The sequence below is a fragment of the Pseudoponticoccus marisrubri genome, assembly GCF_001482405.1.
In the GTDB taxonomy this organism is placed as follows: Bacteria; Pseudomonadota; Alphaproteobacteria; order Rhodobacterales; family Rhodobacteraceae; genus Pseudoponticoccus; species Pseudoponticoccus marisrubri.
Genome location: NZ_LPXO01000010.1, coordinates 59435 through 85996 on the forward strand (window position 1 = coordinate 59435; position 26562 = coordinate 85996).

At 69.6% G+C, this 26562-nt stretch carries 23 protein-coding genes and 2 pseudogenes; 9 read left to right on the plus strand and 16 right to left on the minus strand.

What is annotated here, in order from left to right; genetic code table 11:
• Window positions 1–5: 5 nt before the first annotated feature.
• The 15 genes from AVJ23_RS15390 to AVJ23_RS15460 are packed head-to-tail and all read right to left on the minus strand — an operon-like array spanning window position 6 to window position 16552.
• Window positions 6–887, minus strand: coding sequence for an amidohydrolase family protein (locus AVJ23_RS15390; RefSeq protein WP_058863104.1), 882 nt, complete (start codon window positions 885–887; stop codon window positions 6–8).
• Window positions 884–1981 carry a vWA domain-containing protein gene (locus AVJ23_RS15395; RefSeq protein WP_058863105.1) on the minus strand — a complete coding sequence of 366 codons (1098 nt, stop codon included), beginning with the start codon at window positions 1979–1981 and terminating at the stop codon, window positions 884–886. The genes AVJ23_RS15390 and AVJ23_RS15395 overlap by 4 nt, the downstream gene beginning before the upstream one ends.
• Window positions 1978–2859 carry an AAA family ATPase gene (locus tag AVJ23_RS15400; RefSeq protein WP_058863106.1) on the minus strand — a complete coding sequence of 294 codons (882 nt, stop codon included), beginning with the start codon at window positions 2857–2859 and terminating at the stop codon, window positions 1978–1980. Before AVJ23_RS15400 ends, AVJ23_RS15395 begins: the two co-directional genes overlap by 4 nt.
• A complete protein-coding gene (locus tag AVJ23_RS15405; protein ID WP_058863107.1) occupies window positions 2859–3881 on the minus strand; it encodes a xanthine dehydrogenase family protein molybdopterin-binding subunit in 1023 nt (340 codons plus the stop codon). The genes AVJ23_RS15400 and AVJ23_RS15405 overlap by 1 nt, the downstream gene beginning before the upstream one ends.
• Window positions 3881–5566 (minus strand): xanthine dehydrogenase family protein molybdopterin-binding subunit, encoded by a 1686-nt coding sequence (locus AVJ23_RS15410; RefSeq protein WP_240484676.1) that lies wholly within the window; start codon window positions 5564–5566, stop codon window positions 3881–3883. Before AVJ23_RS15410 ends, AVJ23_RS15405 begins: the two co-directional genes overlap by 1 nt.
• 5 nt (window positions 5567–5571) lie before the next feature.
• The gene (locus AVJ23_RS15415; RefSeq protein WP_058863109.1) at window positions 5572–6048 is read right to left on the minus strand and encodes a (2Fe-2S)-binding protein; all 477 of its coding nucleotides are present in this window, start codon (window positions 6046–6048) and stop codon (window positions 5572–5574) included.
• A complete protein-coding gene (locus AVJ23_RS15420; RefSeq protein ID WP_058863110.1) occupies window positions 6048–6848 on the minus strand; it encodes an FAD binding domain-containing protein in 801 nt (266 codons plus the stop codon). The genes AVJ23_RS15415 and AVJ23_RS15420 overlap by 1 nt, the downstream gene beginning before the upstream one ends.
• Window positions 6845–7291 carry an SRPBCC family protein gene (locus AVJ23_RS15425; protein WP_058863111.1) on the minus strand — a complete coding sequence of 149 codons (447 nt, stop codon included), beginning with the start codon at window positions 7289–7291 and terminating at the stop codon, window positions 6845–6847. Before AVJ23_RS15425 ends, AVJ23_RS15420 begins: the two co-directional genes overlap by 4 nt.
• 1 nt (window position 7292) lies before the next feature.
• Window positions 7293–7730 carry an SRPBCC family protein gene (locus AVJ23_RS15430; RefSeq protein WP_058863112.1) on the minus strand — a complete coding sequence of 146 codons (438 nt, stop codon included), beginning with the start codon at window positions 7728–7730 and terminating at the stop codon, window positions 7293–7295.
• Window positions 7731–10649, minus strand: a complete 2919-nt coding sequence (locus tag AVJ23_RS15435) for a flotillin family protein (protein ID WP_240484677.1) — start codon at window positions 10647–10649, stop codon at window positions 7731–7733.
• A 24-nt stretch (window positions 10650–10673) separates the two neighbouring features.
• Window positions 10674–11501, minus strand: coding sequence for a phosphoenolpyruvate hydrolase family protein (locus AVJ23_RS15440; RefSeq protein WP_058863113.1), 828 nt, complete (start codon window positions 11499–11501; stop codon window positions 10674–10676).
• Window positions 11498–13705, minus strand: a complete 2208-nt coding sequence (locus AVJ23_RS15445; RefSeq protein ID WP_058863114.1) for an ABC transporter permease — start codon at window positions 13703–13705, stop codon at window positions 11498–11500. Before AVJ23_RS15445 ends, AVJ23_RS15440 begins: the two co-directional genes overlap by 4 nt.
• Window positions 13698–14486, minus strand: a complete 789-nt coding sequence (locus tag AVJ23_RS15450; RefSeq protein WP_058863115.1) for an ABC transporter ATP-binding protein — start codon at window positions 14484–14486, stop codon at window positions 13698–13700. The genes AVJ23_RS15445 and AVJ23_RS15450 overlap by 8 nt, the downstream gene beginning before the upstream one ends.
• Before the next feature lie 2 nt (window positions 14487–14488).
• Window positions 14489–15538, minus strand: coding sequence for a branched-chain amino acid ABC transporter permease (locus AVJ23_RS15455; protein WP_058863116.1), 1050 nt, complete (start codon window positions 15536–15538; stop codon window positions 14489–14491).
• Entirely contained in the window at window positions 15539–16552 is a 1014-nt protein-coding gene (locus tag AVJ23_RS15460; protein WP_058863117.1) for a branched-chain amino acid ABC transporter permease, read from the minus strand.
• 666 nt (window positions 16553–17218) lie between these two features.
• Here AVJ23_RS15460 and AVJ23_RS15465 point away from each other — a divergent pair.
• Window positions 17219–17797: pseudogene (locus tag AVJ23_RS15465) on the plus strand (transposase family protein); the annotation flags it as partial.
• Window positions 17764–18418, plus strand: a pseudogene (locus AVJ23_RS22295) (IS5 family transposase); the annotation flags it as partial. The pseudogenes AVJ23_RS15465 and AVJ23_RS22295, both read left to right, overlap by 34 nt.
• 223 nt (window positions 18419–18641) lie before the next feature.
• On the opposite strand, the gene AVJ23_RS15475 reads toward AVJ23_RS22295, so the two are convergent.
• The gene (locus tag AVJ23_RS15475; protein WP_084794639.1) at window positions 18642–19355 is read right to left on the minus strand and encodes a GntR family transcriptional regulator; all 714 of its coding nucleotides are present in this window, start codon (window positions 19353–19355) and stop codon (window positions 18642–18644) included.
• Window positions 19356–19501: 146 nt separating this feature from the next.
• Between AVJ23_RS15475 and AVJ23_RS15480 the strand changes: the two genes are divergently transcribed.
• Genes AVJ23_RS15480 through AVJ23_RS15510 form a run of 7 tightly spaced genes read left to right on the plus strand, consistent with a single transcriptional unit; the run spans window position 19502 to window position 26542 of the window.
• Window positions 19502–20683 carry a UxaA family hydrolase gene (locus tag AVJ23_RS15480; RefSeq protein ID WP_058863119.1) on the plus strand — a complete coding sequence of 394 codons (1182 nt, stop codon included), beginning with the start codon at window positions 19502–19504 and terminating at the stop codon, window positions 20681–20683.
• Complete coding sequence (locus AVJ23_RS15485; protein ID WP_058863120.1) at window positions 20680–20976, plus strand: UxaA family hydrolase; 297 nt, start codon at window positions 20680–20682, stop codon at window positions 20974–20976. The genes AVJ23_RS15480 and AVJ23_RS15485 overlap by 4 nt, the downstream gene beginning before the upstream one ends.
• Window positions 20973–21788 carry an HpcH/HpaI aldolase family protein gene (locus AVJ23_RS15490; protein WP_058863121.1) on the plus strand — a complete coding sequence of 272 codons (816 nt, stop codon included), beginning with the start codon at window positions 20973–20975 and terminating at the stop codon, window positions 21786–21788. Before AVJ23_RS15485 ends, AVJ23_RS15490 begins: the two co-directional genes overlap by 4 nt.
• Window positions 21785–23251, plus strand: a complete 1467-nt coding sequence (locus tag AVJ23_RS15495) for an aldehyde dehydrogenase family protein (protein ID WP_058863122.1) — start codon at window positions 21785–21787, stop codon at window positions 23249–23251. Before AVJ23_RS15490 ends, AVJ23_RS15495 begins: the two co-directional genes overlap by 4 nt.
• Before the next feature lie 10 nt (window positions 23252–23261).
• The gene (locus AVJ23_RS15500; protein WP_058863123.1) at window positions 23262–24362 is read left to right on the plus strand and encodes an enolase C-terminal domain-like protein; all 1101 of its coding nucleotides are present in this window, start codon (window positions 23262–23264) and stop codon (window positions 24360–24362) included.
• A gap of 1 nt (window position 24363) precedes the next feature.
• Complete coding sequence (locus AVJ23_RS15505; RefSeq protein ID WP_084794642.1) at window positions 24364–25233, plus strand: carbohydrate ABC transporter permease; 870 nt, start codon at window positions 24364–24366, stop codon at window positions 25231–25233.
• A 55-nt stretch (window positions 25234–25288) separates the two neighbouring features.
• On the plus strand, window positions 25289–26542 hold the full coding sequence (locus tag AVJ23_RS15510; protein WP_058863124.1) for an ABC transporter substrate-binding protein: 1254 nt from the start codon (window positions 25289–25291) through the stop codon (window positions 26540–26542).
• The last annotated feature ends 20 nt before the right edge of the window (window positions 26543–26562 follow it).

Below are 26562 nucleotides of genomic sequence, written 5' to 3' on the forward strand. Positions count from 1 at the left end.
CCCCTTCAGGTCAGCCGGTAGACCCGGCATGCCGTATCGTTGAAAATGGCCTGCCGCTCGGCCGCGCTCAGACCGCCCGCGGCGGCGCGGTGCGCCGCGATCAGGGCGTCGTAGCCGGTCCAGAGCTTCTCGATGGGGAAATTCGATCCCCAGAGGCAGCGCTCGGCCCCGAACAGCGTGACCGTCTCGGTGGTCAGCCAGGCGATCAGCTCGGGATCCAGCCGGTGCTGGAAGGTGCCGAAGCCCGAGAGCTTGCTGACCACGTTGGGCCGCGCGGCCAGCTGCGCCATCGCGTCCCGCCAAGCTGCGCGGCCGGGCTCGGAGGTATCCTCCAGCATGCCGGCATGTTGCAGCACGAAGGTCACGTCCGGGCAGGCCGCGGCCAGCTCGGCGGCACCGTCCATCTGCCCGGCAAAGACCTGCAGGTCGAAGACCAACCCGTATTCGGCCAGCCGCCCGATATTGCGCTGCACCCGTGGATCGCAGCACAGGTCGGGATCGCTGGCAAAGCGGTACTCGGGCACCGCGTGCCAGTGGAATTGCTGGCGGATGCCGCGCAGATGCGGGAAGCGCATCAGCCGGTCCAGCGCCGGGCGCACATCCTCGGCCGTCATGTCGGCATAGGCCACGATGCCATGCGGCCAGCCGGTCTCGACGATCTGCCCCTCGATCCACTCGGCCTCGTCCTCGGCGCGGTCGACCGGCCAGTTGGCCTGGACGTAGACCGCCCGGTCGACGCCCGAGCCCGCGATGTCTGCCAAGTATTCGTGGATCGGGTAGTCGCGGCGGATCGCCTCGTAGGGGCCGAAGATGCGCGGCTGCATCGGGCCCGTGAGCCAGGGCAGGTCGTCCTGCCGCCAGACGTGGAAATGCGCATCGACGGTCACGGCCGGGCCCCTTTCGAGAAGTCGAGGATCTCGGCCGCCAGCGCGGGCGGCGTGTGGCCCGCGCCCAGCCGGTCGAGCATGGGCAGGATCGCCCGCATCGCGCCGGTCTCGGGCCGATAGGCGGGATCGGCCGCCAGCGGCGACAGCCACAGCACCGACCAGGCCAGCGCGGACAGGCGCATCATCGCCGCGGTCAGCGCTTCGGGCCCGCCGCGTTCCAGCCCGTCCGAGACGACGATCACCAGCGCGCCGCGGGCATGGGCGGCAAAGCGCGGCACCGACAGGAACATGGCCAGCGCCTCGCCCAGCCGCGTGCCGCCATCCCAGTCCGCCACCAGACCCGAGGCCAGCATCAGCGCCTGGTCGCGGTTGCGATGGCGCAGCGCGCGGGTGACCCGGGTCAACCGCGTGCCGAGGGTAAAGCATTCGGCCCGCTCGGCGCCCTGCACCAGCGCATGGGCCAGCCGCAGCGCGCCGTCGGTGCTGTCCTTCATGCTGCCCGAGACGTCGATCAGCAGCAGCACCCGGCGCTGGCGGGCCAGCCGTCGCCGCGTCGGCAGGCGGGTGACCTCGCCGTCACGGCGCAGCATCTCGCGGAAGGTGCGCCGCGCATCGGCCAGCCGCCCCTTGCCCGGCGCCATCCGGCGCGAGCGACGCCGGGGCAGATGGGACGGCAGCGCCCGGCGAAAGCGGCGCAGCACCGCATCCTCGTCCCCCGCGGCCAGCTCGCGCGCGAAGAGCCGCTCGGCCGCCGTCGCCTCGCCGCCCGAGGGATCCTCGTCCTCGGGGAGGATCTGCTCTTCGAGCCCGGCCGCGTCATAGCTCGCGGGCAGCTCTTCGGGCTCGCCCGCGGCGGGGGCCGGCAGGGCGCGCCCCAGAAAGACCATGTCGAACACCGCATCGAACATCTCGGCCCGCTCGGGGCCCGGGCCATAGACCGCGTGGGCGGCGCGGCGGATGTCACCGATCGCGCGCGGACCCAGCAGGCCCACGGCGGCGAGGAAGGTCTCGGTCCGGTCGGGCGAGGCCGGGTAGCCCGCCGCCCGCAACGCCTGCGGGAAGGCCAGGAAGGGGTCGAGCGCGCGCGGGATCATGCCACCCCCTCGGCCAGCAGCGCCTCGAGCCGCGGCGCGATATAGTCGAGATCGTCCTGATCCTTGAGCACCACCCCGATGGCGCGGGCAAAGGCGCGCGGCCAGGCCACGCCCTGGCTGTTGAGCAGCGTCGCCGCCTCGGCCCATTCCACCGTCTCGGCCACGCCGGGCGGCTTGGCCAGCGGCTTGGCCCGCAGCGCGCCCACGGCCCGCACCACGCGGCGCGCGGTGTCCTCGGCCACGGTCGAGGCGCGCATGGTCACGATCCGCGCCTCGAGCGCCGGGTCGGGATAGTCGATCCAGTGATATATGCAGCGTCGCCGCAGCGCCTCGTGCAGCTCGCGCGTGCGGTTCGAGGTCAGCACCACGATGGGCGGCGTGCCGGCGCGCACGGTGCCGCGCTCGGGGATGGACAGGGTGAAATCCGACAGGAATTCCAGCAGGAAGGCCTCGAACTCGTGATCGGCGCGGTCGATCTCGTCGATCAGCAGCACCCGGTCGCGCGGCGCCTCGAGCGCCTGCAGGATCGGCCGGGCGATCAGGAAGCGGTCCTCGTAGAGATTGACGTACTCGTCCCCCGCCTGCCGGATCGCCAGCATCTGCCGGGGAAAGTTCCACTCGTACATGGCCGCGGCCGCGTCGATCCCCTCGTAGCATTGCAGGCGCACCAGCTCGCGCCCCAGCACCGAGGCGATGGCCTTGGCGGCCTCGGTCTTGCCGACGCCGGGCGCGCCTTCCAGCAGCAGAGGCTTGCCCAGCGCAAGCGCAAGGTAGGCGGCCGTGGCCAGCCCCTCGTCGGCGATGTACTGGGCATCGCCCATGGCGCGGGCTAGCGGATCGGGCCCGTCGATGCCCTGTATCTCGCGCCGCACCGCCATCAGAGCGCCTGCCGCGGCCGCGCCCCGCCCTGCGCCTGCAGGCCGCGCAGCACCTTCTCCGGGGTCACGGGCAATTCGTCGATGCGCACGCCGACGGCGTCGTAGACCGCGTTCACCACCGCGGGCAGGACGGGGTTGGCGCACATCTCGCCCGGGCCCTTGCCGCCATAGGGGCCGTCCTCGGCCGGGCGTTCGAGGATCGAGATATGGTGCGGCGCGAGGTCTCCGGGCCCCGGCATGAGGTAGGTGTTGAAATCCTCGGGACCGTGATCGCGCGACGGGTAATAGGGCTCGGTCGTCTCCCATGCCGCGTGGCTCATCCCCATCCACGCGCCGCCGCGCAGCTGCTGCTCCACCAGCTTGGGGTTCAGCGCGCGGCCGACCTCGTAGGCCGATTGCATGTCGGTCACCGTGACCTCGCCGGTCTCGTCGTCGACCTCGACCGTGACCAGCATGGCGGCATGGGCAAAGGTGGTGACGGGCGACATCTCGCCCGTCTCGGGATCGACCTCCGACAGCGGGATCAGGAAGATGCCGCGCCCCGCGATGGTGCGGCCCTGCCGGAACTGCGCCGCTTGCGCCGCGGCCATGGTGGTGATCGTGCGCGACGGCGCGCCCTTCACGTGGATATTGCCGCGGCCGTCGGTCACGAGGTCGCCGGCGTCGACCTCCAGTTCCTCGGCGGCGGCCTCGAGCATGACCTGCCGGGCCTCCTCGCTGGCGCGGATCACCGCGTTGCCCATCCGGTGCGTGCCGCGCGACGCGAAAGAGCCCATGTCATGCGGGCCGGTATCGCTGTCGGCGGTGTCGACATAGACATCCTCGATCGGCACGCCCAGCGTCTCGGCCGCGATCTGGCGGGTAACGGATTTCATCCCCTGGCCCAGGTCGATAGCCGACAGCGCCACGGTGAACTTGCCGTCGGGGTTGGAATGCACCAGCGCCTGGCTGGGATCGCCGCCAAGGTTCATGCCGATGGGATAGTTGATCGCCGCGAAGCCGCGGCCGCGATGCACGGTCATCAGCGCCTCCGGAAGCCGGACAGGGAGGAAAAACGCATCGCCCCGCTGCGCGCCGGCTTCTTTGTCGCTTGCTCGGGCGCAGGCTCGGGCCGCGCGGACGCGGACGGGGCCGGCTGGGACGGGGCGGGCGGCGAGGGCCGGGACGCCGCCGGGGGCGGGCTGGCCGGGCGCGGCGGCGGCGCGGTGGTGGGCGGGCTGTCGCCGCCCCCCTTGCGGGCATAGCTGGTGGCGGTGAACCCCTCGACCCGGCCCTCCTGATCGGTGGCGGTGTGGCGCGGCAGCTCGGCCCGGGCGCCGCCGCCGTCGCGCAGCGACGAGGCCGCCTTCATCTGCGGCGACAGCGTGACGCCCGCCTTCTCGGCCACGACCTGCGCGCATTCGATCAGCGCACAGTTCTTGGCCAGCCGCCGATGCGCCTTCATGTCGCCGTCACGATAGGCGTTGAGGATGCGTAGCTCCACGGGGTTGAGCCCCACCGTCTCGGCCACCTTGTCCATATGCGCCTCGATCGCGAAATCGACCCCGGTGATGCCGAAGCCGCGCATCGCCGTGGCCGGCGTGCGGTTGGTGTAGACGCAGTAGACATCGGCATGGACGTTGGGGATCGTGTAGGGCCCGGGCAGGTGCCCCACCCCCTTGATGATCGCGTAGGAGGACAGCCGCGTATAGGCGCCGGCATCGAAATAGCCGGTGAACTTGCGCGCCACGATGCGCCCATCGGCCATCACGCCGTCGGTGATGTACCAGCGCTCGGCCCCGCGCGGCGCGCCGACCTGCATCTCCTCGGCGCGGTCCCAGGCGTATTTCACCGGCCGCCCCGTCAGCATGGCGCCGAGGATCGCCAGCGGCTCATGCACCGAATCCACCTTGCCGCCAAAGCCGCCGCCCACCGTACCGCCAATGAAATGCAGCCGCGAGGACGGCATGGACAGCACCTTGGCCGCCGTGCCCAGCGAGAAGAACAGCGCCTGTGTCGAGGTATAGCAGACATAGCGGTCGTTTTGCTCGGGCGCGGCGATGGCACCGCAGGTCTCGATCGGGGCCTGCTCGATGGGCGACATCTGGTAGCGCCCCTCGACCACGTGATCGGCCTCGGCCAAGGCGCGGTCCACGTCGCCATAGCGCAGCTTCTGGTGGTCGTACTTGCCGTGATAGACGAACTTGTTCTCGGGGTAGATCTCCAGCACCGCCGGAGCACCGGGCTTGATCGCCTCTTCCACGTCCAGCACGTGGGGCAGAACCTCCCAGTCGACCTGCACCGCGGCGGCGGCGGCACGGGCTTGGGCCTCGGTCTCGGCGATGACGGCGGCCACCGGCTCGCCGCGATAGGCGGTCTTGTTCTCGGACAGGATCGGCTCGTCATCAAGGCCGAAATCCAGCAGCGACAGCAGCGTGTTGAGGTTCACCGGCACGTCGCGCCCGGTCAGCACGCGCACCACGCCGGGCATGCGCTCGGCGGCCGAGGTGTCGATGCGCCGGATGCGCGCGTGGTGATGCGGGCTGCGCGCGCAGCGCAGGTGCAGCAGCCCGTCGAAGAGATGGTCGTCGAAGAAGGGCGAACGCCCCGTCACATGGCCGAGGATATCCTGCCGCCGGGTCGGCTTGCCCACCTCGTTGAGATTGTCGTCCCGCTCGTCGGCAAAGAGATCCTTGCGGAACTCGACCATGGGACCGTCTGACGTCATGTCCCTCATGCGCGGGCCCTCCCCTCGGCCACCGACAGGATCGCGGCGATGATCGGTTCGTAGCCGGTGCAGCGGCACAGGTTGCCCGAGATCGCCTCGACCACCTCGTCGCGCGTGGGCCGCGGGTTGCGGTCCAGCAGCGCCCGCGCCGAGATCAGCATCCCGGCGGTGCAATAGCCGCATTGCGCGGCGAAATGGTCCATGAAGGCCTCTTGCAGCGGGTCCAGCTGCGCCCCCCGGGCCAGCCCCGAGGCGGTGCCCACATCGCGCCCCTCGACCGTCTGGGCCAACACAAGGCAGGCCAAATGCGTCTCGCCATCGACGGTGACGGTGCAGGCGCCGCAAGTGCCCTGCCCGCAGCCGAACTTGGGGCTGAGATCGCCCACATCGCGGCGCAGGAACTCCAGCAGGTTCTGGCCAGGATCGGCGAAGGCGGCGCGCGGGCTGCCGTTCAGCGTGAAACTCACCGGTGTCTTTGCCATCAGCCTTGCTCCATCCGGGTCAGAAGGCGCCGCAGGTGCACGCCCGCCACCTCGCGCCGGTACCATTCGGTGGCGATCTGGTCGGTGAACGGGGCCAGCCCCTCGCAGGCGGCGGCGGCAGCGCGGTCGATCGTGGCGGTGTCCAGCGCGTGGCCCTCAAGCGCGCGCTCGGCGCCACTCGATCGCAGCGGCGTGGGCCCCATGGCGCCGAAGACGACGCGGGGATCGCGGATGCGGCCGCCCTCGCGCGGCAGGTGCACCGCGATGGACAGGACCGAGACGCCCTTGGGCTTGACCCGGCTGACCTTGTGAAAGGCAAAGGCGCGCGGATCGCGCGGGCGCGGCACCTCGATCGCCTCGACAAGGCCGGCACTGTCGCGCGCCTTCAGCACGTCCTCGACGGGCCGGGCGCTGCCCTGCCCCGCCAGCACCACCAGCGCGCCCAACGCCAGAAGCGCCGCGGCGAAATCGCCGTAAGGATGCGCGGCAAAGAGATTGCCGGCCACGGTGCCCATGTTGCGCACCTGCGGGCCGCCGATCAGCCGGGCGACCGGGTGCAGCACCTCCAGCTCGCGGCTGGCCAGCACCCCGGCCATGGTCACGCCCGCGCCCAGCCGCACGCCGTCGCCGGTGGTCTGCACGCGGGTCAGGCCCGGATCGCTGACCCGGATCAGCCGCGCGGGCCCGGCGCCCTCGTTGACATCGCGCATCAGCAGCGTGCCGCCCGCCATGTAGGCCGCGTCGCGCCCCATGGCGCGGGCCGCCTCGGCCAGGGTCGGATAGGTCTCGACGATGGTCATGCCGCCTCCAGTCCCATATGGGCGCGGATCGCGTCGAACCCGCCCTGGTAGATGTTCTCGGCCACCATGGTCTGCAGCTCCGTCTCGCGCCCTTTCGGCGTGTCGAAACGGCTCTCCCACAGCCAGAAGGTCCGGTCGCCATCGGTGACCGGCGCCAGCCGCACATGCGCCACGTAGTTGAGCAGCGGCACCGGCGTCTCGAGCAGGCAATAGCTGAAGGCCATGTCCGCATCCGACAGCGTCAGCAGCTGCTCGCGCAGCTCCGAGCCGTCGACGAGGTGGAAGCGGCGCACGCAACCCACCTTGTCCGAGGGCTGGCGGCGGTCGATCACGCTGTCGGCCACGGCCGGGTGCCACTGGTCATGGCCGTTGAAATCGCGCAGCACCGCCCAGACCTCCTCCACGGGGGCGTCCAGAACCGTGCTCTTGACCACCTTGACCATCTCAACGCACCAGGCTGCGTTGCAGCGCGGCAAAGCCCGCCTGGAAGACATCCGTGCCGATGCCCGTGACCAGCCCCTCGGCATCCTCCTCGGCGCAGTCGAACTCGGCCGTCCACTCGGCAAAGGTCCGGTCGCCATCGGTGATCGGCGTCAGCCGCAGCGTGGCCACGTAATCGGTCAGCGGCATCGGGCTTTCGAGGATCGCGTAGGTGCAGAACAGGTCGTAGTCGGACAGGCCCAGAAGCTGCTCGCGGATGCGGTCGCCGTTCTGCAGGTGGAAATCTCGGATGCAGCCCACCTTGTCCGACGGCTCGCCATTCTCGATGCGGCTGTCGCGGATGCGCGGATGCCAGCGCGGCAGGGCGTTGAAGTCGCGCACTCGGTCCCAGACCTTCGCGGCCGGTGCGTCGATCACCGATGAGATATACACGCGGGGCATCTATTTCTTGTCCCCGCTGTCCTGGCCGCCCTCGGAGCGGGGCGCATCGCCCCCGCCGCCCGCATCCTTGCCTGCAGATTTCTCCACCGCGCCGGCGATGCGCTGCATGTCCGAGGCCTCGCGGATCAGCCCGCCCTGCTTGGCAAGCCCGCCCCCCTCGATGCCGATATCCGACAGCAGCGAGTCGATCAGGGGCGCCTGCACGCGGTAGCGCAGGGCCGAGTTGATGACCTCGTCCGTCGGGCTGCCATCGCTGGCGCCACCGCCGCCGGTGACACCGTCCAGCTGCATGATGCGGATGTCCTGGATCTTCTCCAGAGGCTTGACCGAGGCGGACACGATCCCCTCGACATGCTCCAGCAGCTTGCGACGGAATAGCGAGGCGCGCGCCGGGTCGGTAAGCACGTTCTCGGCCTCGTTGATGAGCTTCTGGGCCTCGGCCTCGACGGCGGTGCGCACCTTCTCGCCCTCGGCAATCGCCTTGGCCTCGGCCGCGGCCTTCTCGGCCATGGTCACGTCGATCGACTTGCGGCGGTTGGCGGCCTCGGTCTCGCGCACGGTCTTGACCTTTTCCTCGGCCTCGGCGGCACGGGCGCGGGCGGCATCCGCCTCGGCCCGGGCGGCGCTCTCCTCGAGCGATTTCTGGTAGAGCGCGATGGCCTTGTCCATCTGCGCGGTCTCGACCTCGCGCTCGCGGCCCACTTCCAGCCGCCGGCGCACGGTCTCGTGGTCGATCCGGATCTCGTCCAGTCCGCGTTCCGAGGCGACGCGCGCGCGCTCGATCTCTTCCTGGCTGGCGATCTCGGCCTCGCGCAGGGTCTGCACGCGGGCGACCTCGAGCTGTTCCAGCGCGCGGCGGCGTTCCACGCGGGCAGCTTCCAGCGCGCGCTCGCGTTCGATCTCGGCCTTCTCGACGGCACGCCGGGCCATGACCTCGGCCTCCTGCACGTTGGCCTCGGCGGCGGCGCGCTCGGCCTTGGTCTCGGCCAGCTGGATCACGCGGGCCTCCTCGGCCGCCTCGACATTGCGGCGCCGCTCGATATCGGCGACCTCGCGGGTCTTCTGGCTGGCGATGCGCTCCTGCTCCAGCGCCAGTTCCGAGGCGACGCGCGCGGTCTCGACCGCCTCGCGCCGGGCGATCTCGGCCGCCTCGAGCTCCTGCTCCTTGGCGATCTCGCGGGCGCGCGTGTCCTGCTCGGCGGTGATGCGCTCGGCATCGAGCGCGCGCTTCTGCGAGATGCGCGCCTGCTCCACCGCCTCGTCGGCGGCGACACGCGCCTCGTCGATGGCCTTGTTGCGGGCGATCTCGCGCGACGAGGTGGCCTCGTCGGCCTCGATCCGCGATGCGGCGATCTGCTTCTCGCGGGCGATGCGGGCGGATTCCACCGCCTCGTGCGCGGCGATCTCGGCCGCCTCGACGGCCTGCTTGCGCGAGATTTCCAGTTCGCGGATGCGCTGATCCTCGGAGATGCGCGCCTCGCTGATCTGGGCGTCCTGCAGCACGCGCATGCGCTCCACCGCTTCGCGCGCGGCGATCTCGGCCTCGTCCAGCGCCTTCTGCCGGGCGATCTCGCGCTGGCGGATATCCTCCTCGCCCTTGATGCGGGTCTGCGCCAGCACGAGGTCCTGCGCCATGCGGCGGCGTTCATTGGCCTCGTTCGCGGCGATCTCGGCATCGCGGATCGACTGCTGGCGCTCGATCTCCAGCGCCTGCGTCTCGCGCTCGCGGGCGATGCGCGCCTCGGCCAGCGCCTTCTCCTGCGCGATGCGGGCGCGTTCGGTGGCTTCGCGCGCCTCGATCTCGGCCTCTTCGATGGCCCGCTTGGCGGCGATGTCGCGCGCCTCGGTCTCCTGCTCGTTCTGGATGCGCGCCTCGCGGACGGTGCGCTCCTGCAGGATGCGGGCGGTCTCGGTCGCCTCGCGGGCCGAGATCTCCTCGGCCTCGATCTCGCGCTGGCGGGCGATCTCGCGGGCGCGGATCAGCCGTTCCGAGGCGATGCGCGCCTCGGAGACCGCCTGTTCATTGGCGATGCGGGCGCGCTCGATGGCCTCCTGGCTGAGGTAGCGCGCGGTCTCGGCCTCGGTCTCGCGCTCGGCACGTTCGCGGGCCAGCTCGGCGCGCTGCTGGGCGCGGCGATACTCGATGTCGCGCTCCTGCAGCAGCTGGGCCTCCTCGCTCTCGCGCTCGATATCCAGCACCTGCTTCTCGGCCTCGAGATTGCGCGAGCGGATGCGGATCATCGAATCCTGCTCGATGTCGTTGCGCAGCTTGCGGCGCTCCTCGATATCCTTGATCAGCGAGGTCAGGCCCTCGGCGTCGAACCGGTTCGAGGGGTTGAAGAATTCCAGCGCGGTCTGGTCGATATCCAGGATCGCGACGCTTTCCAGCTCCAGCCCGTTCTTCTCGAGATCCTCCTGCGCGCGTTCCTGCACCCGCGCCACATAGGCGCTGCGGTTCTCGTGCATCTCGCCCATGGACATCTCGGCGGCGACGCCGCGCATGGCGCTTTCGAACTTGCCGGCCAATAGCCCGTGCAGGTTCGAGGTCTCCAGCGTGCGCCGGCCCAGCGTCGAAGCCGCCCGCGCCACCGACACCTTGTCCGACCGGACGCGGACATAGAACTCGGCCTCGACATCGACGCGCATGCGGTCCTTGGTGATCAGCGCCTCGTCCCGGCTGCGCTCCACCGTCAGGGGCAGCGTGTTCATGTTCACCGGCGTGATGTCGTGGATGATCGGCCAGACGAAAGCACCGCCGTCGATCACCACCTTCTCGCCCAGGAACCCGGTCCGGACAAAGGCGATTTCCTTGGTCGAGCGGCGGTAGAGCCACTGCATCACCCAGTAGATGATGGCGATGGCGACGACCGCCACGATGAGCCACAGGATCAATTCCCCGATCAGCTGGCCTGTCATCATGTCCTTTTCCCTCCCCGCGTGGCGTCAGCGGCCCGTGATGGCCTTGAACGCCCTTGTCTGTTCCGTCAGCGCCACTTCCGTCGGCAGCCGCTCCATCGAGGAGGCGCCGTAGAACCCGTGGCACCGGGACGTGTTCTTCAGTACGAATTCGGCATCTTCGGGCATGGCGACCGGCCCGCCATGCACCAGAACGATGGCCTCCGGATTGACCTTCAGCGCCGCATCGGCCCAGGCATCGACCAGCGCCGGGCAGTCCTGCAGGGTCAGCGCCGTCTCGGCCCCGATCGAGCCGCCGGTGGTCAGGCCCAGGTGGCAGACGATGATGTCGGCCCCGGCCTCGGCCATCGCCGTGGCGCTGGCCTCGTCGAAGACGTAAGGTGTCGTCAGCAGCCCCTTCTCGCGGGCCAGCCGGATCATGTCGACCTCAAGCGCGTAGCCCATCCCCGTCTCTTCGAGATTGGCGCGGAAGGTGCCGTCGATCAGCCCCACCGTGGGGAAGTTCTGCACCCCCGCAAAGCCGATGTGCTTGAGGTCGTCCAGGAACCTGTCCATCAGCCGGAACGGGTCGGTGGCGCAGACCCCGGCCAGCACGGGGGTGTGGCGCACGACCGGCAGCACCTCGGCGGCCATCTCGACCACGATGGCATTGGCGTCGCCATAGGGCATCAGCCCGGCGAGGCTGCCGCACCCGGCCATGCGGTAGCGGCCCGAGTTGTAGATCACGATCAGGTCGATCCCGCCGGCCTCTTCGCACTTGGCCGAAAGCCCGGTGCCGGCGCCGCCGCCGACGATGGGCTCTCCCTTGGCGACCATGTCGCGGAACCTGGCCAGGATGGAGTCGCGGTCGGTCATCGGCGTGCCCTTCTTCGGTTGCTGGGTCGGTCGGTGGGTCGCGCGCCGTGCAACTCGCGGAAGGCGTCGGTCACGGCGGCGGCGAAAGCGGGGTCGTTGATGTTCCCGGGCAGGCGGATCAGCTTGCGCGTGGCGGTCTGGCGCACCGTGTCCTCGAGCGCGGTGAACAGCGCATGGCTGGCCTGCGCATCCTCGAAGGGCTGGCCCGGCGCATCCAGCGCCGAGACGCCGCCCTCGGGCAGGAAGAAGCGCACCGGCCCCTCCATCCGGTTCAGCCGCTCGCCGATCCAGCGCCCCATCTGCGCGTTCTCGTCGGGCGTTGTGCGCATCAGCGTGACCTGCGGGTTGTGCTGGTAGAACAGCCGGTCGGCATAGCGCTCGGGCACCGTCTCGGGCGCGCCGAAATTCACCATGTCCAGCGCGCCCACCGAGCCGATATAGGGCATGCGGCAGCGGATCACGGCGCCGAACCGGTCCTCGGTCGCCGGGAAGACGCCGCCGAAAAGCATGTCGCAGACCTCGGTCGTGGTCAGGTCGAGCACGCCGCCGATCTTGCCGCTGTCGATCAGCTTCTCCATCGACTGCCCGCCGATGCCCGTGGCGTGGAAGACAAGACAGTCGAAATCCTCGTGCAGCGCCGCGGTGACCTGCTGCACCGCGGGCGTGGTGACGCCGAACATGGTCAGCCCGATGGCGGGCTTGGCGGCGGCGGCGCGCGGTGCGGCCTCGCGCCGGGCGCGGACCATGCCCACCATGGCGTGGGCGGCGTTGGACAGCACCTCCTCGGTGATGGCGTTCAGCCCCTGCACGTCGGCCACCGAATGCATCATCGTGATGTCCGAGGGGCCCACGTATTTCGACACCTCGCCCGAGGCGACAGTCGAGACGATCAGCTTGGGCACCCCGACGGGCAGCGCGCGCATGGCCGGCGAGACGATGGCCGTGCCGCCCGAGCCACCGGCCGAGAGCACGCCCAGGATCCCCTCCTGCCGGGCCATCCAGCGGGTGAAGGCGGTGGTCATCCCCGCGACCGAGGCACCGCGATCGCCGGTGAAGACCCCGGCCGCGCCGCGCGGGTGGAAGGCCGCGATGTGATGCGCCTGCACGTCGGCGCCGGAATGTCCGCCGGTGGTCGACAGGTCGGCCAGGCGCACCGGCAGCCCGGCGGCGCGCACGAGGTCGCGCATGTAGCGCAGTTCCACCCCCTTGGTGTCCAGCGTGCCGGCGATCAGCACCACGGCCTGCCCCGAGGGCGCCAAAGGACGGATCTCGGCCTGCAGGTCGGCGGAGGCCGGCGCGGTCGTGGTCACGACGCGGGCCGCGCGTTCCAGCTGCGGCACCGGGACCGGTTTCGACCAGCGCGTCGGCGGGGACGGGTTGGACATGTAGATCTTGACCGGCGCGGCGGTCTCGGCCGTGGCGGGGCCGTCCTGTGGTTCGGGCGCGGCCTCGGGCGTGTCGTCATGGGCGTGGCGGCCCACGCCCAGCAGGCGCTGCTGCAGGTCGCGATCGGCGGCCAGTTCGCGCGCGGGCACAAGGCGGTTGATCTGGCCGTTGACCATGATCGCGACCCGGTCGGCCACGGCGCAGGCCACGCCGATATTCTGCTCGATCACGAGCACGTCCATGTCGCCCTCGTCGGCGAGGCGCAGCAGCATCTCCTCGACCTGGGCGACGATGACCGGGGCCAGCCCCTCGGTCGGCTCGTCCATGATCAGAAGGCGCGGATTGGCCAGCAACGCCCGGGCGATGGCCAGCATCTGCTGCTCGCCGCCCGACAGCTGCGCGCCGCCGTTGCGCCGCCGCTCGGCGAGACGCGGGAAGGTGGAATAGATCCGCTCCGAGGTCCAGGCGCCGCCCTTCTGCTCGACCATCTTGAGATGCTCGTCGACGCTGAGCGAGCGCCAGAGCCGCCGCCCCTGCGGCACGTAGCCCACGCCCATGCGCGCGATCTCGGCCGCGCTGCGGCCCAGCACCGGCTGGCCGCCCACGCTGATCGACCCGGACGAGGCCGGCACCAGCCCCATCACCGCCTTGCAGAGCGTCGTCTTGCCCATGCCGTTGCGGCCCACGACCGACAGCACGCCCTTGCCCAGCGTCAGGTCCACCCCCTGAAGCGCGTGGCTGGCACCGTAATAGACGTTGAGCCCGCGGATCTCGAGCGCGGCCGGCCCGGCGCGCGATGCCTCGGCACGATCACGCATGGCCGTCCCCCAGGTAGAGTTCCTGGACCTCCTGGTCGTTCTCGATCTCTTCCGGCGTGCCTTCCTTGAAGATGGTGCCGTTGTGCATCATCGTCACGCTCTCGGCGACGCGCAGCGCCACGTCCATGTCATGCTCGATGATGATGTAGCCGATATGGCCCGGCAGCCCTTGCAGGATGGCGATCAGCTCGGAGCGCTCGGTGGGCGACAGCCCGGCGGCCGGCTCGTCGAACAGGATCAACCGCGGCGCGCCGGCCAGCGCCAGCGCGATCTCCAGCTGGCGCTGCTGGCCATAGCTGAGATTGGCGACCGAGATGTCGCGCCAGTCCTGCAGGTGCACCGCGGCGATCAGCTCGTCGGCGCGGGCGATCAGCGCGTCGCTCTCGCGCGGGCGCAGGAAGGAGAACCGCCCCCGCGACACGCCGCGGCAGGCCAGGTAGACATTGTCGGCCACGGTCAGCCCGTTGAACAGCAGGCTGATCTGGTAGGTCCGGCGCAGCCCGCGGCGGATGCGTTCATAGGCGGGAAAGCGGGTCACGTCCTCGCCGAACAGGCGGATCGTGCCGCCGGTGGGCAGGAAATCCCCGGTCACGCAGTTGAACAGCGTGGTCTTGCCCGCCCCGTTGGAGCCCAGCACCGCCCGCCGCTCGCCCGAGCGCACGGTCAGGGTGATGTCGCTGATCGCGGCCAGCGCACCGAACATCTTGGTCACGCCGCGCAGCTCCAGCGCATTGCCGGAACTGACCGAGCTCAGCCGGCCGGCGGGGACGGTCTCGGTCATGGTCATTCCTCGCCCCCCGTCAGCGGGTCGCGGCGGCGGGCGCGACGGGCGCGCCAGCGCTCCCACAGTCCCAGCACGCCGTCGGGCGAGAAGAAGACCAGCGCGAGAAAGCCCAGCCCCACCAGCAGCTTGAAGCGTTCCCCCGAGAGGCCGAAGGCCAGCAGCACGTCCGGCGAGAAGGTGCGCAGCAGCACGTAGATCAACGCCCCGATGAAGGGGCCGATGGGCCGGGTGATGCCGCCGATCACCGCGATCACGAGGATGTCGATCACCGCCGGGATGCCGGCCGTGCCCGGTGCGATCTGGGCGTTCTGCCAGACCAGCAGGATGCCCCCGATCGACGCGATCACGCTGGCGAAAGTATATGAGGCGACGCGATGCGCGGTCACGTTGAAGCCCAGCGCCGCCATGCGCCGCGGATTGTCCCGCACGCCCTGCAGCGCCAGCCCGAAGGGCGCGCGCGAGACATAGACCACCGCGCCGTAGCACAGCCCCGCGCAGCCCAGCGTCAGGTAGTAGAAGGGCATCGGCTGGCGCCAGTCCACCCCGAAGAGCTGCGGCGGCACCACGAGGTTGAAGCCCGAGTAGCCGTTGAAGATCGTGTAGTTCTGCCGCGTGAAGTAGAAGAAGGCCGAGGCGATCGCGAGCGTGATCATGATCGTGTAGATGCCCTCGGTCCGCACGGCGAGCGCACCCACCACGGTGCCGAAGATCGCCGCGATCACGATGGCGATGGGGATGTAGAGCCACCAGGGCAGGCCCATGCTGATATCGCCCACGCCCGAGGCGCCGAAAATCGCCACCATGTAGCCCGCCATCGCGGCCACCGACATCTGGATCAGGCTGACCATGCCGCCATAGCCGGCAAGGAACATCAGCGACAGCGCGATCATGCCCAGCACGAAGGTCCAGCCCATCACCTGGAACAGGATGAAATCATTGGCCCAGGCCGGCATGGTCAGCAGCACCAGCAGAAGCGCCCACCAGATGGCCGGGATGCGCTCGACCCAGGTGGGCTGCACGGCGCTTTTTCGGGGTTCCGCCAGGGCCATCTAGCGACGCTCGCCCAGAAGGCCCTGCGGCCGGAAGGCCAGCACCGCCGCCATGATCAGGAAGGTGAACACGACCGAGTAGGTCGGCGCGTAGACCAGGCCCAGCTGTTCGGACAGGCCGATGATCAGCGCGCCGATCGCCGCGCCGGGGATCGAACCCATGCCGCCCACGATGACCACCACGAGACTGGCCAGAAGGAAGCGCGTGTCCTCGCCCGGTGACAGCGACTGGAAGGTGCCGCCGACAATGCCCGCCATGCCCGCCAGCCCCGCGCCGAAGGCGAAGACGGCAAGGAACACGTACTGGATGCGCACGCCCGAGGCTGCCAGCATCTCGCGGTCATCGACGCCCGCGCGGATCAGCATGCCCAGCCGGGTCTTGTTCAACACCAGCCACATGCCCACCCCGATCACGATCGCGGCGAACAGGATTGCCATGCGCACGGCGGGGTATTTCAGGTAGACGATCTCGCCGCTGTCGCGCACCGAGGAGATCACCGGCAGGGTCATCGGGCCGAACAGCATGTCGGGGGCGTAGATCGTGTAGCTCTGCCCGCCCCATCGCCACAGCATGAGGTCGGCGATCACCACCGAAAGGCCGATGGTCACCATGGTTTGGCGCAGCTCCTCGCCCTCCATCCGGCGGAACACCTGGTTCTGCAGGATCAGCCCGACCACGGCGACGATCACGAAGACCACCGGGAAGGCCAGGAACCACGAGCCCGACCATTCCGACACCTCGAAGCCGATATAGCCGCCCAGCAGGTAGAGCGAGCCATGCGCGAGGTTCACGTTGCGCATCAGCCCGAAGATCAGGGTAAAGCCCGAGGCCACGAGGAAATACAGCGCGCCCAGCGTGATGCCGCCGAAGATCGCGTTGAGGAAGACACGCTTGCGGCCCAAGACCTCTTCTAGTTCGTCCGACCAGGGCGCAAAGACCAGCCACAGCAGCACCGCCACGACCAGCGCGATGAGAAGCGACCAGACCGGATTGCGCTGAATGAAGCCTTGCATGGGGTCCCGTTCGTCCACACCCGCGGCAGGGCGGGCCCGGAAACTCTAGCCCCCGATCCGCCGCGCGATGATACCCGAGCGTCTGATCGTGGTGCCGAGAGTCGAAAAACCCGCCCCTCGGCCCCCAGCCCTTGGCGTTTCGTAGCGCAACTCGTGGTCAAGCGCCCTGCGGGCCTAACACTATGTCCAACAAAGCGCCCCGAAGAAATTTTAAGGAAGCCCGCGCGCCGGAGGTCGACTTGGCGGACCTTCCCGGCGTTCGTTACGCTTGCCGCATGTCAGCCAGCCGGGAATGGCCATGCGCAGGACGCTTCCGACCGGTTCTCTGCTATGGATCGGCGGACCCGCGTCACCTTCGCGATGTCACTTGCGCGATACCGTTCGCGACAATGGTTCTCCCCTATGGCCCTATGCCCCCCCGAGGTGCAAGGTGTTAAAGCAGATCTACGAACGGCACAAAGAAGTCCCGCGCCCTCATCTGCCGGCGCGCGCCAAAATTACCTCTTTCAAATCATCGAAATGGGAGCGCAGCTGTTCATGGATCTGCCCCCCGCAGGCTGATGCTTTTGATTGTACCTGCCCCAACATTGCAGCCTATAGTTATGGCTGGTTTTGTTGCAGAACTCTGACGTCGGATGATTCACTTCGCGAATCCATGGAGTTAGACGCGTCGAGCGCGCCAACCGCACGCTGCAGGATCGGCTGGTGAAGGAGCTGCGCCTGGCGGGCATCTGCGACATGGCGGCGGCAAATGCGTTCCTGCCGGGCTTCATCGCGCGCTACAACGCGACGTTCGCCAAGGTCCCGCGCCGCCCGGATGACCTGCATCGCGCGCTGAATGTCGAGCCGCACCGCTTGCGCGACATCCTGTGCTGGCGAGACGAGCGCTATGTCAGCAACCAGCTGGCGTTCTGCTACGACCGGCTGCGGATCATCCTGCAGGAAAACGAGATCACCTGCGGCCTGCCGGGCAAGTCCATCGACACCTTCGAGTATTCCGACGGCCGGCTCGAGTTCCGCTGGCAAGGCGTGGCGCTGCCCCACACCGTCTTCGACAAGGACCAGCACGTCACCCACGCGGCGATCACCGAGAACAAGCACCCCAGCGCGGTGCTCGCCCACATCAAGGCCGCGCAGGACAAGGCGCCTCCGAAAAAGCGCCGTGCCGGCAAACAGCGGACGCAATACACGCCGACCGGCCGCCGCAACACCGGTTGGAACATCGCCGCGCCGACGGGCCGCTGAACCTGCTCGTGGACAGCACCGGGATCAAGTTCCTGGGCGATGGCGAATGGCAGACCCGCAAGCACGGGCCACAGGGCCGGCGCCAGTGGCGCAAGGTCCATCTGGCCATGGACCGCGCGACGTCCGACATCCGCGCTGTTGAGTTCACACCCAGCCGCGACGGCGATAGCCCCGTGCTGCCGGACTTGCTCGGCCAGATCCCGGAAGGCGAACCGATCGGCACAGTGACCGCGGACGGCGCCTACGACACGCGCCGCTGCTACAAGGCCATCATCGAGCGTGACGCGGTTCCGATCATTCCGATCCGCAAGAACGGGCGGCTATGGAAGGATGACTGCCCCGCGGCACGCACCCGAAACGACACCCTGCGTGCCACCCGACCTACGGGCGGACGTTCTGGAAACGCTGGACAGGCTACCATGCCCGCGGCCGGATCGAGGCAAGAATGCGTTGCCTGAAAGCCTTCGGCGAGCGCATCATGGCCGTTCGCCATTGTCGCTCGGACCAATGGCGCGTCAATGGCTCACCCCCGACCGCCAGGCCGCCAAAATCCACATCCGGATCGCTCTCATGAACCGCTTCAGCGCCCTCGGCACCACCGACATCGTCCGCGCGGCATGAAGTCAGTGGGGAAGGAGCAGTCGCGCCTCAGGCGAGCGTTGCGCAACGACGCCGCCTTCATGAAAGAACTACGAGACCTGTCCGACCAACAGGAAACCATTCAAGAAGCCTGATCGATGCTTCGGGCAGTATGGCACCCGATGACGAAGAGGTCGTTTTGGCCATCGTTCAGTCTCAGGCCCGGGCACCTTTGTCGCGCAGCAACGCCTGAGCGGCCGGCCGCTCAGACCACCAGCGCGCGCAGCGAACGGTCCCGCGCGCTGTCGAGGTGATGGGCCAGCGCGCGCTTTGCTCCCTCAACATCGCCGGCGGCCAGCCGGTCGAGCACCGCCATGTGCTCGTCCAGCGCCGGGCCGCTTTCCAGCAGTGAAGGCGGCAGGTTGAGCCGCGCCAGCAGCATGATCGTCTCGTTGCGGCGATGCACCTCGGCCACGAGGTCATTGTCCAGCGCGGCCACGATCTGGCGGTGCAGATCGTGGTCGGTCTCGATCCGGCGCACGGTATGGTCGGGCCCCAGCGCGCCGCGGCGCTGCTCGTCGATCAAGGCCTGGGTGCGCACGCGGATCTCGTCGATCTGCTGCGGCGTGGCGCGCGCGGCGAAGGCGTCCAGCGCCTGCAGCTCGATCAGGCTGCGCAGCTCGTAGCTCTCGGCCACCTCCTTGCGGGTGATCTCGCGGAACTCGATGCCGCGCTTGGGGATCAGCCGCACGACGCTTTCCGCCTCCAGCCATTTCAGCGCCTCGCGGATCGAGGACAGGCTGCAGCCGGTCTCGGCCGCGATCTCGCGCTGGCTGATCAGGCGGCCGGGACGGATGCGCCGGCTCATCAGCGCCTCGATGATCTGCTCGTAGGCGACGCGGCGCAGGTTGCCCTCGGCCGCCTGCCCCTCCTTTTCGGTGCGCGCACCGTCCTGTGCCTGCTCCATCGCTGCTGCCATCCCCTGTCCTGACGCGCCGGACCCCGTGGCCCGGCCGGTGGAAAATTCCCGAAACCATGTTGACAGACCGGCGCGCGAATGAAAAGGCTTAGTTGCGCGCCTAACTAAGCGCTCAGTTGAAACACCAGATAGCCGAGCCAGCCCAAATGCCCTCTTCGATCCCGCAAACCAGCGCGCCGACCGCCCTGTCGGGCTATCGCCGTGGCGATGGCCGGATCGGGTGCCGCGCGCATCTGCTGGTGCTGAACGCCACCGGGCTGACCGACCGCATCGCCCGCCGCATCGCCGCCGCGGTGCCGGGCACGGTGCTGACCAGCTATCCCTATGGCATGGGCGTGCTGGGCCCCGATGCCGATGCCGCGCGCCGCGCCCTGCGCGGGCTGGCCAACCATCCCAATACCGGCGCGGTGCTCCTGCTCAGCGCCGACCGTTCGCGGCTGGACGAGGTGGCCGAGGCGCTGGACCCCGCCCGCCCCTTCGAGGCCCTCGCGCTGGACAGCGCCGATCACGACGCGCTGCGCCTGACCGCGCTGGGGACCGCCGCGGCGATGCGGCTGCGGCGCGCGGCCTCGCGGCAGGCGCGCGACGCGGTGACGCCCGCTGCGCTTTGCGTGGCGCTGGAATGCGGCCTGTCCGACCCGACCTCGGGCATCGCGGCCAACCCGCTGATCGGCCATGTCGCCGACCGGATCGTCGACGCGGGCGGTACCGTGATCCTGGGCGAGACGCTGGAATGGCTGGGCGTCGAGGACCAGCTGGCCCGCCGCGCCCGCACACCCGAGATCGCCCGTCGCATCACCGAGGCCGTCACGCGGCGCGAGGCGCTGGCGGTGGCGAACGGGGTCGATCTGCTGGGGCTGAACCCCAACCGCCGCAATATCGAGGAAGGGCTGACCACGATCGAGGAGAAGGCCTCGGGCTCGGTCGCGAAATCCGGCAGCCGCCCGATCGAGGGCGTGCTGGACTATGCCGAAGCGCCGCCCCGCCCGGGGCTGTGGCTGATGGACGGGCCCAGCTACACGCCCGAGTCGGTGACCGGCATGGTCGCGGCCGGCGCGCAGGTCGCGCTGTTCTCGACCGGCAGCGGCAACAGCTATGCCAGCGCGCTTTGCCCGACGCTCAAGATCTCGGCCAATGCGCGCACCGTCGCGGCGCTGGACACCCAGATCGACATCGACGCCTCGGCCCTGATGGGCGGGCAGGACGCGGCCGCCATGGCCGGGCCCGTGCTGGACGAGATCGCGGCCGTCTTCGGCGGCGCGCTGACCTGGGGCGAGGTGACGGACGAGGGCAACGAGGTCATCAGCCGCTACGGAGAAGCCCTGTGACCGACGCGCTCTGCCTGTCCGCCGGCGATGATGTCGCCAACCTGCTGGGCGATGTGCGCGCCGGCGACACGATCCGCCTGCGGCCCGATGGCACCACGCTGGTCGCGGCCGGCGACATCCCCTGCCACCACAAGATCGCGCTGCGGGCGCTGGCCCCGGGCGCGGTCGTGACCCGCAACGGCATCGCCATCGGCACGGCGACCTGCGCCATCGCCGCCGGCGCGCATGTGCATATCCACAACCTGCGGTCGCTGCGCGCGCGGCCCGCCTCGCAAAAGGACATCCGCTCGTGACACAGCTGACCCCCACCCTGGCCAAGGGCCACCTGTTCCGCCGCAAGCTGCGCGAGGGACAGATGGTCAGCGGCGCCTGGTCCACCCTGGGCTCGCCCGAGATTGCCTGCCTGATGGCGCGCGCGGGGCTGGACTACCTGCTGGTGGATCTCGAACACGGGCGCGGCGGGCTGGAGGGGCTGGCCGCGCAGGTGCAGGCGCTGGCGGGGTTCGACACGGCCGTCATGGTGCGCCTGCCCGATCACGACGCCGGCAGCATCAAGCGCATCCTCGACATCGGCGCCAACGCGCTGCTGGTGCCGCAGGTGGACAGCGCCGAGCAGGCGCGCCAAGTGCTGGACGCGGCGCTCTTCCCGACCGAGGGGCGGCGCGGCGTGGCCGTGGGCGCGATTGCCGCGGCCGATTGGGGCTATGCGCCGGCCGCCTATTTCGAGCACGCCAATGACGCGCTGACGGTGATCGCGCAGATCGAGTCGCCCCAGGCGGTCGCGGCGCTGGACGACATCCTGGCGCTGTCGCGGCTCGACGGGCTGTTCGTCGGGCCGAACGACCTGTCGGCCTCGATGGGGCTGTTCCGCCAGTTCGACGCGCCCGCCTTCGTCGAGACATTCGAGCAGGTGATGACCCGCACGCTGGCGGCGGACAAGGTCTTCGGCGCGCTGCCGGTGCCGGGGCTCGGGCTGGAGGAGCTTGCCGCGCGCGGCGCGCAGGTGGTGCCGGCCGGATCGGACCAGACGGTGCTGCGCGCCGGGGCGCAGGGCCTCGTCGCCGCCACCCGCGCCGCCGCTGCACAGACAGGAGAGACGACATGACCCAGGCTGCCCGCCCCCTTGCACCCGAAGACGCCGCGCAGCCGGCCACGCTGCCCGCCCCCGACACCGCGCAGGGTGCGACCTTCGAGACGCGCGACCCCGCGGCGCGCGGCCGGATCGTGGCGCGCTACCAGTCGGCCACGGAAGGTGAATGCGCCCGGATCCTCGACCTCGCGCGGCAGGGCTTTGCCGCCTGGTCGGCGCTGACCACCAATGCGCGCTGCGACGCGCTGGCCGCCTGGCTGTCGGTGATCGAGGCGCAGGCCGAGGCGCTGGCCGTCGAGATGACCGACGAGCAGGGCAAGCCGCTGGCCGAATCCCGAGCCGAGATCGGCAAGAGCCTGCGCGAGGCGCGCCAGATGCTGGGCTTTGCCCGGGCCCATGGCGGCGCCACGCTGCCCGGCCGCGCGCCGGGCTGGACCAACACGATCCTGCGCCGCCCGCGCGGCGTGGTGCTGGCGATCACGCCATGGAACTTCCCCGTGCTGACGCCGCTGCGCAAGCTGGTGCCGGCGCTGGCCACGGGCAACGCGGTGGTGCTGAAACCCTCGGAATTCACCCCGGCCGCAGCGATGCGGCTGGTGCGCGCGGCCCAAGGGATCCTGCCCGAAGGCGCGCTCTGCCTCGTGAACGGTGACGGCGCGGTGGCCGCCGGGCTGGTCGCCGCCGAGACGGTCGACGCGATTTCCTTCACCGGCTCGGTGCCCACCGGGCGCAAGATCGGCGCGGTGGCGGGCGGCAACCTCGTGCCCGTCTCGCTGGAGCTGGGCGGCAAGAACGCGGCCATCGTGGATGACGTGGCCGACCTGGACGCGGCGCTGGACGCCATCACCGGCGCGGCCATGCAATGTTCCGGCCAGCGCTGCACCGCGATTTCCCGCGTGATCGTGCACGCGGCGGCTTATGACCGGGCCTGCGCCGGGCTGACCGCGCGGCTGGACGCGCTGACCCCCGGGCCGGGACAGGCCGAAGGCACGACGCTGGGCCCGATCACCACGCAGGCCCAGCTGGACCGCGTGCTGCACCTTGTCCGCGCGGCCGAGCTGGAGGGCGCGCGGGTGCTGACCGGCGGCCACCGGATCGCGCCCGAGAGCGCCCCCGAGGGGCTGTTCTTCGCACCCACCCTGCTGGCCAGCGACGACCCCGCGAACCCCGCCAACCGCGACGAGATCTTCGGCCCGGTGCTGACCATCTCGCGTTACGGCAATGACGACGACGCGCTGCGCCAGGCCAATGCCACGCGCTACGGGCTGACAAGCGCGGTCTTCACCGACCGGCTGGGCTTTGCCAACCGCGCGCTGCGCGAGCTGCAGACCGGCATGATCCACGTCAACCACGGCACCGCGCCCGACGACAACATGCCCTTTGTCGGGATCCGCGACAGCGGGCTGGGCACCGGCTCGGTCGGGCCGTCCACGCTTGATTTCTACACGACCGAACACGCCGCCTACCAGGCCGGGTGAAGGAGCAGACATGAAGTTCACGAATATCGAGATCCGCGCCTGCCGGCACGAGCCGGAACAGGCCTACAAGCTGAAGGACGGCAAGCCGATCGATTTCGAGTTCCTCGCCATGCGCTTCGACACCGACGAAGGGCTGAGCGTGGAAACCTTCGGCTTTGCCGGGCGCAGCGCGCTGGCCATGGGGGCGGTCTCGGCGGAGCTGCTGCGCCCCTTCTTCCTGGGCCGCGATCCCGATTACCGCGAGACGCACTGGCACGAGTACCGCCGCTTCAACCGGGCGTGGAACTTCACCCCCGGCTATGCCTATGCGCCCTATGACATCGCCTGCCACCTTGTGCAGGCCACCGCCGCCGGCCTGCCGCTCTACAAGCAGCTGGGCGCGGTGCGCGACAGCGTGCCGATCTACGGCTCGTCGCTGACCCTGCCCACGGCCGAGGCCTATGCCGCCGAGGCGCGCGAGCTTCAGGCGCGTGGCTGGGCCGCCTACAAGCTGCACCCGCCCGCCGATCTGGAGGTCGCCTTCGAGGCGCACCGCGCCTGCCGCGAGGCGGTGGGCCCCGATTTCCGGCTGATGTCGGACCCGGTCAACAGTTTCAACTTCCAGCAGAACATCCATTTCGGCCGGATGCTGGAAGAGCTGAACTACTACTGGCTCGAAGAGCCGATGTTCGACGAATGCCACGGATCGCTGCGGGCGCTGCGCGACACGCTGAAGATCCCCATCGTCGGCGGCGAGACGGCCGAGAACCACCCCGCCGGCGTGGCCGAGCTGGTGGCCTCGCGCGCCATCGACATCGTGCGCGGCGACGCGTCCTGGTCGGGCGGGATCACCGGGCTGATGAAGACCGCGCATCTGGCCGAGGCGCATGGCATGAACTGCGAGATCCATACCGCGATCTATCACCCGCTGGAGCTGGTGAACCTGCATTGCGCCGCGGCCATCCGCAACAACGAGTTCTTCGAGGTGCTGGTGCCCGAGCATCTCTTTGCCATCGGGCTGAAGGACCCGATCGACATCCGCGACGGCCACGCCCACCTGCCGCAGGCGCCGGGGCTGGGCATCGCGCTGGACTGGGATTTCATCGACAACGCCACGCTGAAGGTTCTGTGACATGACCGATGCCGCAGCCCCCCGCCACGTGGTCGACGAGGAACGCCAGCGCCGCTGGCGGCAGGCGGCGATCTATGCCGCGCTGGCGCTCGTGACCTTCGTCATGGTCTTCCCGGTGCTCTGGATGATCTCGGTCTCGCTGAAACCCACGACCGAGACCTTCTCGCTGCCGCCGCGCCTGCTGCCCGACGACCTGCACTGGGGCGGCTATGCCAAGGTGCTGACCGACCCGAAATTCCGCACCTTCCTGCTCAACAGCTACCTTGTCGGGCTGGCGGTGACGGGGCTGTCGCTGGTGATCGGCACGCTGGCCGCCTTCGGCTTCTCGCGCTACCGCTTCTTCGGCGACCGGGTGGCCAAGCTCTTTGTCATCACCACCCAGATGGTGCCCACGATCACCCTGCTGATCCCCTATTTCGGCGTCATCGTGTTCCTGGGGCTCTACGACACGCTCTGGGGTCTGGTGCTGACCTACCTGACCTTTTCGCTGCCCTACGCGATCATCATGATGAACGGCTATCTCGACACGATCCCCAAGGATTTCGACGAGGCTGCGACGATCGACGGCTGCACCCCGCTGGGCGTGCTGGTCCGCGTGCTGCTGCCGGTGGCGCTGCCGGGGATCATCTCGACCGCGGTCTACACCTTCCTGCTGGCCTGGAACGAGTTCCTCTTCGCGCTTGCCCTGACGCGCTCGATGGACATGCGCACGGTGCCGGTGGGGATTTCCATGATGGTGGGCGAGTTCGGCCTGAAATGGGACGAGATGATGGCCTTCTCGGTGATCGGATCGCTGCCCGTGCTGATCCTGTTCATGCTCGTCCAGAGATTTGTCGTCAGCGGCCTCGCCGCCGGGGGCGTCAAGGGGTGAGAGCCCGCAAGACGGGGCCGACCGCCCCGCCATCCAACTGAGGAGGAGAAGCACCATGACACGACACCTGCCCGCCTGGGCGCTGGCCGCCGCCACCTCGGCCGCCGCGCTGATGCCCGCATCGCTGCACGCCGCCGAGATCGAGTGGCTGCAATGGTTCGCCGCCGAGAACACCGGCGGCTTCTACGAGGAACTGGTCGCCGATTTCGAGGCGCAGCACCCCGACATCACCGTAAAGCTGGTCACCCAGCCCTTCGGCAAGGTGCGCGAGAGCATCGTGACCGACAACGCCATCGGCGTAGGCTCGGACGTGCTGGGGCTGAACATGCCCTGGACGACCGAGTTCCTCGAGATCGGCATCCTCGAGCCGCTGGACGACTACCTGGCCCGTGACGACAACAGCTTCGAGACCGACCAGCTGGTCGAGGCGCCGCTGGGCAAGATCGACGGCAAGACCTGGATGGTGCCGCTGAACGCCTTCCCCTTCGTCATGCATGTCAACATGGGGCTGGTGGAACAGGCCGGCTTTGACGCGCCGCCCAGCAGCTGGGACGCGCTGGCCGAACAGGCCGCCGCGATCTCGGCGCTGGGGGACGGGACCTCGGGGCTGGGCATGCCGTTCAGCTCGCAGCCGCCGTCCAACGGGCCGATCCTGACCTTCCTGCCGCTGCTCTATGCCAATGGCGGGCGCATCATGGACGGCACCACGCCCGATTTCGACAATCCAAAGGTGGTCGAGACGCTGGAATTCCTGCAGCAGCTGGAACAGTCCGGCGCGCTGGCCCCGGGCGCGGCCTCGCGCACCGGCGGTGTCGATCTTGAAGAGTTCATCGCCGGGCGCACCGGCTTCCTGATCTCGCCCGGCGTGCATTCCAGTTCCATCACCAGCCGCAACCCGGAGCTGGACTACACGCTGGTGCGCGTGCCCTCGAACGGGGCCGAGGCCTACCGCGTGCATGGCTGGGAGATCGGCATCTCGGCCGACAGCGACAACAAGGAAGCCGCCTGGACCTTCGTCGACTACCTGCTCTCGCCCGAGGTCAATGCCCGCGTGGCCAAGGCGTCGAACGCGCTGCCCGGCAACCTGGCGGCGCTGGACACGGTGCGCGCCGATGCCGACGCGACGCTGGTCAAGCAGATGGACATCCTGTCCGGCGACACGCCGGTCGAGGAGATGCGCCAGTCGCCCAAGGCCGCGGCCAGCTGGTCGCTGATGACCGAGGAGCTGCAGTCCATGCTGCGCGGTGACCAGACGCCCGCCGAGGCCGCGAGCGCCGTGCAGGCGCGCTGGATGGACCTCATCCAGTGACGCCCATGGGACGGGCGTGC